The organism is Cellulomonas sp. P5_C6, from assembly GCF_054049635.1.
Genome location: NZ_JBFULZ010000212.1, coordinates 1 through 6,757 on the forward strand (window position 1 = coordinate 1; position 6,757 = coordinate 6,757).

General features: G+C 74.4%; 7 protein-coding genes. 6 read left to right on the top strand and 1 reads right to left on the bottom strand.

The genetic code is table 11. The annotated features are described in order from the left end of the window. The 5 genes from ACXJKG_RS18060 to ACXJKG_RS18080 all read left to right on the top strand — a co-directional run. Positions 1–1,321: CopD family protein (locus tag ACXJKG_RS18060; protein ID WP_456847125.1), on the top strand; the 1,321-nt coding region annotated here is incomplete at its 5' end. Further along, positions 1,318–4,254: a S8 family serine peptidase gene (locus tag ACXJKG_RS18065; protein WP_456847126.1), complete on the top strand. Its 2,937-nt coding sequence runs from the start codon at positions 1,318–1,320 to the stop codon at positions 4,252–4,254. The genes ACXJKG_RS18060 and ACXJKG_RS18065, both read left to right, overlap by 4 nt. A gap of 47 nt (positions 4,255–4,301) precedes the next feature. Next, positions 4,302–4,970, top strand: coding sequence for a hypothetical protein (locus tag ACXJKG_RS18070; protein ID WP_456847127.1), 669 nt, complete (start codon positions 4,302–4,304; stop codon positions 4,968–4,970). A 40-nt stretch (positions 4,971–5,010) separates the two neighbouring features. After that, the gene (locus ACXJKG_RS18075) at positions 5,011–5,328 is read left to right on the top strand and encodes a hypothetical protein (RefSeq protein WP_456847128.1); all 318 of its coding nucleotides are present in this window, start codon (positions 5,011–5,013) and stop codon (positions 5,326–5,328) included. A gap of 103 nt (positions 5,329–5,431) precedes the next feature. Beyond that, complete coding sequence (locus ACXJKG_RS18080; RefSeq protein ID WP_456847129.1) at positions 5,432–5,758, top strand: hypothetical protein; 327 nt, start codon at positions 5,432–5,434, stop codon at positions 5,756–5,758. Here the strand turns inward: ACXJKG_RS18080 and ACXJKG_RS18085 are convergent. Further along, entirely contained in the window at positions 5,745–6,329 is a 585-nt protein-coding gene (locus tag ACXJKG_RS18085; protein ID WP_456847130.1) for a DinB family protein, read from the bottom strand. The two genes, ACXJKG_RS18080 and ACXJKG_RS18085, sit on opposite strands and share 14 nt — an antisense overlap. Positions 6,330–6,367: 38 nt before the next feature. Between ACXJKG_RS18085 and ACXJKG_RS18090 the strand changes: the two genes are divergently transcribed. Continuing rightward, positions 6,368–6,757: alpha/beta hydrolase family protein (locus ACXJKG_RS18090; RefSeq protein ID WP_456847131.1), on the top strand; the 390-nt coding region annotated here is incomplete at its 3' end.

Sequence of the window (6,757 nt, forward strand, 5' to 3'; positions counted from 1 at the left end):
GCGCGCGGCCCGGGTGCTCGCCGCGGCGGGGGCCGCGGTGGCCGTGCTCTCGGGCGCGCTGACCCCCGTGCTGCTGCTCGCGCACGGCGCCGGCGACTCCCCCGGCTTCCGCCTCGGGGCCGCCCGGGACCTGCTGGTCGGGACCCCGTGGGGTCACCTCTGGCTGGCCCGGGAGCTCGCGCTCGTGGTCGCCGCCGTCGTGCTGTGGCGGTGGGCGGGCACGCGAGACGGGTCCCCGCGGGCGGTCCGGGTGGCCGTCGTGGCGATGGCGGCCGTGGTGGGTCTCGAGGCCGTGGCGGGGCACGCCGCCACGCTCCCGGTCCGCTCCGTCCCGGCGGCGGTCGCCTCGGCGGGTCACCTCGTCGCGGCCGGCGTCTGGGCCGGCGGCCTGGCCGTGCTGGCGGTCTGCCTGGTGCCGCTGATGCGTCGGGACACCGTCGCGAGGGGCGAGCTCGTGGCCTCGGCGTTCCGGGCGTTCAGCCCCGTAGCGGCGGTCGCCGCCGGGGTCCTGGTCGCCACCGGCCTCTACGAGGCGGGCCGGCACGTCCCCTCCCTCGGGTCGGTGCCGACGACCGTCTACGGCGGCGCGGTCGCGGTCAAGGTGGCACTGCTCGCCGCCGCGCTGGCGCTGGCGGGGATCAACACGTTGCTGGTGAACCCGGACCTCGCAGCGCCCGTCGGCCGGGCCCTGCGCCGCCCGACCGGCTGGACCCCGGTCCCCCTGCGCCGGTTCCCCGTGCTGGTGGCGGCCGAGGTGCTGGTCCTGGTCGCAGCGGTCGGCGCGGCGGCCGTGCTCACGTCGGTGCCGACGTCGCGCGAGGTCGCCTCGGCCACCCGGGACACCACCGTGCACGCCGCCAACACCGACGGGCTGTTCGTCACGTTCGAGCTGGTGCCCGCCGGGCCGACCACCAGCCGGCTCGTCGTGCGGCTGCGCTCGACCCTCAAGCCCGAGCCCGCCCCGGTCAGCGCCGTCGAGGTGCTGCTCGAGGGACCGGGCGGGGCGACCCGCGCCGTGCTCGACCCCGTCGAGCCGGGCCGGTACGAGGCCGAGACCACCGCCCCGACGCCCGGCGACTGGACGGCCGTGGTCGCCGTGCAGCGCGGCGACCTCCCGATCACGGTGACCCAGGTCGCGTGGACGGTCGCCGAGCCTGCGCCGGACCGCGCGGGACCGCTCGAGCTCGCGACGACCGKCCTGGCGCTCCTGCTGCTCGTCGGCACGGCCGGCGCGGTCGTCCGTGCGCGTCGACGGACGGACCTCGATGCGCCGACCGGTTCTGAGCCGCTCGTCGACTCGAGCGCCGGAGGCCCGCGATGAGGCGCGTCGCCGCGGTCGTCGCGGTCCTCCTCGCGCTCGTCCTGGCACCCACCGCGGCCCCGGCGGCRGTGCCGGCGACGGGCGGGATGACCTCCGTGGTGGTCACCCTGCGGGCCCGGGCCGACCTGTCCGACGTCCGCGGCGCCACCCGTGCGGCGCGCCTGCGCACCGTGGTCGCCGCGCTGCAGGCCCGCGCCACCACCGCGCAGGCGCCCATCCGGAGCATGCTCCGCACGCGCGCGGCCCAGGGCGAGGTCGCCGACGTGACCCCGCTGTGGATCGTCGACGCCCTCTCGGTCACCGCGACGCCCGCCGTCATCGCCGCCCTCGCCGCGCGCCCCGACGTCGCGGCCGTCACGCCCGACGAGATCGTCGTGGTCCCCGCCGCCGGACCGCCGGAGCCCAACGTCGCCGCCGTCCACGCCCCGGCCCTGTGGGACCTCGGGCAGACCGGCCAGGGAGTCGTGGTCGCCACGCTGGACAGCGGGGTCGACCTCGCGCACCCCGACCTCGCGGGGCGGTGGCGCGGCGGGACCAACAGCTGGTTCGACCCGTACGGCGAGCACCCCACCACGCCCACGGACGTCACCGGCCACGGCACCGCGACGACCGGCGTGATCCTCGGCGGCGACGCGGGCGGGTCCTCGATCGGCATGGCCCCGGGCGCCACCTGGATCGCGGCCCGGATCTTCAACGACCGCGGCGCCGCCACCTCGACGGCGCTGCACCAGGCGTTCCAGTGGCTGCTCGACCCGGACCACGACCCGAGCACGGCCGACGCCCCGCAGGTGGTCAACGGCTCCTGGTCGATCGGCGCGGGACCCGGCTGCGACCTCTCCTTCCAGCCCGACGTCCAGGCCTTGCACGCGGCCGGCATCCTGCCGGTGTTCGCCGCCGGCAACTTCGGCCCCGGCGACTCGAGCAGCGTCAGCCCCGCCAACTATCCCGAGTCGCTCGCGGTCGGCGCCGTCAGCGGGGACGACCTCGTCTACTCGGCCGGCAGCCGCGGACCGTCGACGTGCGGCGGCCGGGCGTCGACCTTCCCGGACCTGGTCGCACCGGGCGTCGACGTGCTCACCACCGACCGGTACGGCCTGTACCAGCTCGCCACGGGGACCTCGATGTCGGCCCCGCACGCGGCGGGGGCGCTCGCGCTGCTGCTCGGGGCGATACCGGGGCTCCCGGTCGAGCAGCAGCGTGCCGCCCTGACCGGCACCGCGGTCGACCTCGGACCCGTCGGGCCGGACCCGGCCTACGGCGCCGGGCGGCTCGACGTGGCGGCCGCGTACCAGTGGCTGCTGAGCCAGCCCGACCTCACCGTCGCGGTCGACCCGTCCGCGACGAGCGCGGACCGCGGCTCCACCGCCACCGTCACGGTCCGGGTGTCACCCGTGAACGGGTTCGACGACGACGTCACGCTCGCCCTGTCCGGGGTGAGCGCCGCCCAGGCCTCCTGGACGTTCACCCCGCCGGTCCTCGTCGGCGGCTCGGGCACGTCCGAGCTGGCCCTGAACCTGTCGCCGACGCTGCCGCCGGGCGCGTACCCGCTCGTCGTCTCCGCCACCGCCGGGGCCACCACCAAGACCTCCGCGCTCGCCCTCACGGTGACGATCCCGCCCGGCACCGACGTGACCGGTCCCACGACGAGCGCCCTGACGCTGACCGGGTCGCCGACCAACGGCACCGTGGACGTCGCCCTGCACGCCGTGGTCGACGACGTCGCCACCGGCGGCTCGGTCGTCACCGACGCCGAGTACTACCTCGACAACGTCGGCACCGACGGCACGGGGACGCCCCTCGTCGTCGGCTCCGCCGGGTCCGTCGACGCGACGATCCCGGTGGCGGCGTTGGCGAACGGGTCGCACACGATCTCGGTGCACGGCAGGGACGCGGCCGGGAACTGGGGACCGTTCGCCACCGGGACCCTGGTCGTGGACAAGGTCCGCCCCGTGATCTCCGCCCTGACCGCCACCCCGAACCCCACCCTCGGCGCCACCACCATCACCTTGACCGGCACCGCCACCGACACCTCCACCCTGACCCGCGCCGAATGGTTCCGCGGCACCGACCCCGGMCTCGGCCAGGCCACCCCCATGACCATCACCGGCACCGGCCCCTACACCCTGACCACCAGCATCGACGTCACCACCTGGAACGAAGGCGCCTACCCCCTGAGCGTGCGCACCCGCGACACCGCCGGCAACTGGTCCACCACCGCCACCACCGTGAACGTRCGCACCCCCGTCGTGCTGTCCACCTTCGGCAACACCAACCCCCCCGGGGTCACGGGCACCGCCGACGACGCCGACCTGTACACCTGGAACGGCACCACCTACACCCGCACCCGCGACGTCACCGCCACCCTGACCCTGCCCACCGGCGCCAACGTCGACGGCCTCGACTGGATCGACACCACCCACTTCTACCTGTCCTTCGCCGGCGACGTCGCCATCCCCAACCTCGGCACCGTCCAGGACGAAGACGTCGTCTACTACAACGCCGGCACCTGGTCCGTGTTCTTCAACGGCACCGCCCACGGCCTGACCGTGGCCAACCTCGACCTCGACGCCATCAGCATCGTCGGCACCACCCTGTACTTCTCCACCCTGGGCAACACCAACCCACCCGGSGTCACCGGCACCGCCGACGACGCCGACATCTACTCCTGGAACGGCACCAGCTACGCCCGCGTCATCGACGCCACCGCGATCGGACTACCCGCCGCCACCAACGTCGACGGCTACGTCCGACGCGACGCCACCCACTACCTGCTGTCCTTCTCCACCCCCACCACCACCGTCCCCACCCTGGGCACCACCCAGGACGAAGACATCATCGCCAACAACGCCGGCACCTGGACCACCCTGTTCGACGGCACCAGCCACGGCCTGACCAGCGACAACCTCGACATCGACGCCTTCGACACCCCCTGACACCACCCGACGACCGTGCAGCCGTCGGGCCTGTCAGGATGGCCTGCATGACGACACCCGCGCCCGTGCTCGTGGCCCGCCGATGGCGCACGCGCCGGTCCGCCGCGGTGGCCGGCATCGTCTTCGCCGTGCTGCTCATCGCGGCGCTGGTGATGCTCCGGCTGGCGATCTCGGGCGGCAACCTCGAGACGGCGGAGCTGAGTCCCACCCGCCGCACGCTGGTCCGGATCAGCCTCAACCTCGTCCCGTTCGCCGGGATCGCGTTCCTCTGGTTCATCGGGGTCGTGCGGGACCAGCTGGGGGACGTCGAGGACCGGCTGTTCTCGACGGTGTTCCTCGGCAGCGGCCTGCTGTTCCTGGCGATGCTCTTCCAGGGCGCGGTCACCGCCAGCACGCTGATGCAGATGGTGCCGGGCGCGTCCCTCGACGCCGGCCTCTGGACGTTCGGCCGCGGCACCACCGAGACGCTCGTGTCCGTGTACGCCATGCGGATGGCGGCCGTCTTCACGCTCTCGGTGAGCACCGTCGTGCTGCGCACGGCGTCCGTCCATCGTGGGATCGCCTTCACGGGGTACGCGGTCGCGCTCGTGCTGCTGGTCGTCGCGGGCACGTACAAGTGGGCCCAGCTGGTGTTCCCGGTCTGGGTGCTGGTGATCAGCATCGGGATCCTCATGACGCCCGCGCGCCGCGCCACCGAACCGCCGGCGCCCGCCTGACCGGAGGTATCTCCGAGCCCGCCGAGCCCCCCTGAGCTACATGGGCACTCAGGTGGAGTACGTCGGGTTGCTGGCCTCGGTCGGCTCCCTGACCCTGTGGTGGCCGCAGGCCGTGCGCCTGTGGAACCTGCGGCGTGACGCGGTGGGGCTCGCCGGCATCTCGATCGCCACGCAGGTCGTCCTGCTCGTCACGGAGTGCCTGTGGGCTACGTATGCGCTGCTCACGGCCTCGTACTGGGTCGGCGTGCCGGCGATGGTCAACATCCCGCTCGCGCTCCTCGCGATCCGGCTGCTGCGCCGGGCGCGGCGGGTCGTGCAGGCATCGGAGGATGCGCCGGTCGCGACGCGCGCCGGGTGAACGTCGAGGATCATCCTTCTCCGGGTCGCCGCGCCCGTCCTAGCGTGGACAAACCGGACACCGCGACCAGCGCGGTGCCCGTCGTTTCCCCAGGGGGCAGCTCATGGCAGGTCTACGCACGTCACTCACCGCCGCGGTGCTCGCGGGCGGCGCTCTTCTCGCCGGTGCGTCGCCCGCGGCCGCGTGCCACCGCGACCCGTCCGCCGACCCCACGACCTGGGAGTACGGCGGCGTGTACGACTGCAGCAAGGCGGCCGTCGGCCACGGGGTGCGCGCGTACACCAAGCCGTCGCCGGTGGCCTTCGTCGTCATCAGGACCGGGGCGACGTACTTCGTCAGCGACCTGGGCGACGCGAACGAGGGCGACCGCACCTACACGTTCGACAAGCCCGTCCGCTTCGTCATCACGTGCCTGTTCACGGACGCGTAGCGGCGGCCTCGGCCGCCCGGGCCGACGCCTCGAGCCGCGCCCGGTAGGCCGGCCAGTCCTCGTCGGGGATGTTCGGGTCGTCGGGCCGGCTGCCGACCGCGCCGTCGATGAGCTCGCGGACGATGTCGGCGTGGCCGGCGTGCCGGGCCGTCTCGACGCACATGTGCACGAGGATCCGGTGCAGCGTCACGTGGCGCTTCTCCGGCGACCACCAGGCGACCTCCCCGGGCGCGTCCAGGGGCAGCGCGTCGATGGTGGCGTCGGCGTGCGCCGCCGAGAAGCGGTGCAGCTCGACGATCTCCTCGCGCGACTGGTCGGCCGGCGCCCACATGTCCGCGTTCATCTCGGCGTCCTCGGCGAACCACGGCAGCTCGCGGCCCGACGGCCGGCCGAACACGTCGCCCAGGTAGCCGATCTCCACGCTGGCCACGTGCTTGACGATGCCGAGCAGGTTGGTGCCGGTGCTCGTCATGGGCCGGCGGACGTCGTACTCCCCCAGCCCGTCGAGCTTGCTCAGCAGGCTGTCGCGCTGGGCCCGCAGGTACGTGTGCAGCATCTCCTTGTCGTCCATGCCGCCACTCTGCCGCACCGCCTGGGTACTGTCCCCGCGTGCCCTCGATCGAGACCGTCCGCTACGGACCCCTGCCCGACCAGGTGGTCGACCTGACCTTTCCGACGACGAGCGAGCGGCCGCCCCTCGTCGTCCTCCTGCACGGCGGCTTCTGGCGCGCCGCGTTCGACCGGCTGCACGTGCGCGCGGTGGCCGACGCGCTGACCGCGCAGGGGTACGCGGTCGCCAACGTCGAGTACCGCCGGGTCGGCGCGGGAGGCGGCTGGCCGACGACGTTCGTCGACGTCGCGGCCGTCGTGGACGCCCTCGAGGTCGCGCTGCAGGAGCGGGTCGACCTCGGCTCGGTCGCGTACGTCGGGCACTCGGCGGGCGGGCACCTGGCGCTGTGGGCCGCGCTGCGCGACGGGCTGCCGGCCGGCGCGCCGGGC

Excerpts from the sequence above, each read along its gene's own strand:
- ACXJKG_RS18085 (WP_456847130.1), bottom strand. The coding sequence starts at position 6,329 with ATGGACGACAAGGAGATGCTGCACACGTACCTGCGGGCCCAGCGCGAC.
- ACXJKG_RS18070 (WP_456847127.1), top strand. The coding sequence starts at position 4,302 with ATGACGACACCCGCGCCCGTGCTCGTGGCCCGCCGATGGCGCACGCGC.
- ACXJKG_RS18080 (WP_456847129.1), top strand. The coding sequence starts at position 5,432 with ATGGCAGGTCTACGCACGTCACTCACCGCCGCGGTGCTCGCGGGCGGC.
- ACXJKG_RS18075 (WP_456847128.1), top strand. The coding sequence starts at position 5,011 with ATGGGCACTCAGGTGGAGTACGTCGGGTTGCTGGCCTCGGTCGGCTCC.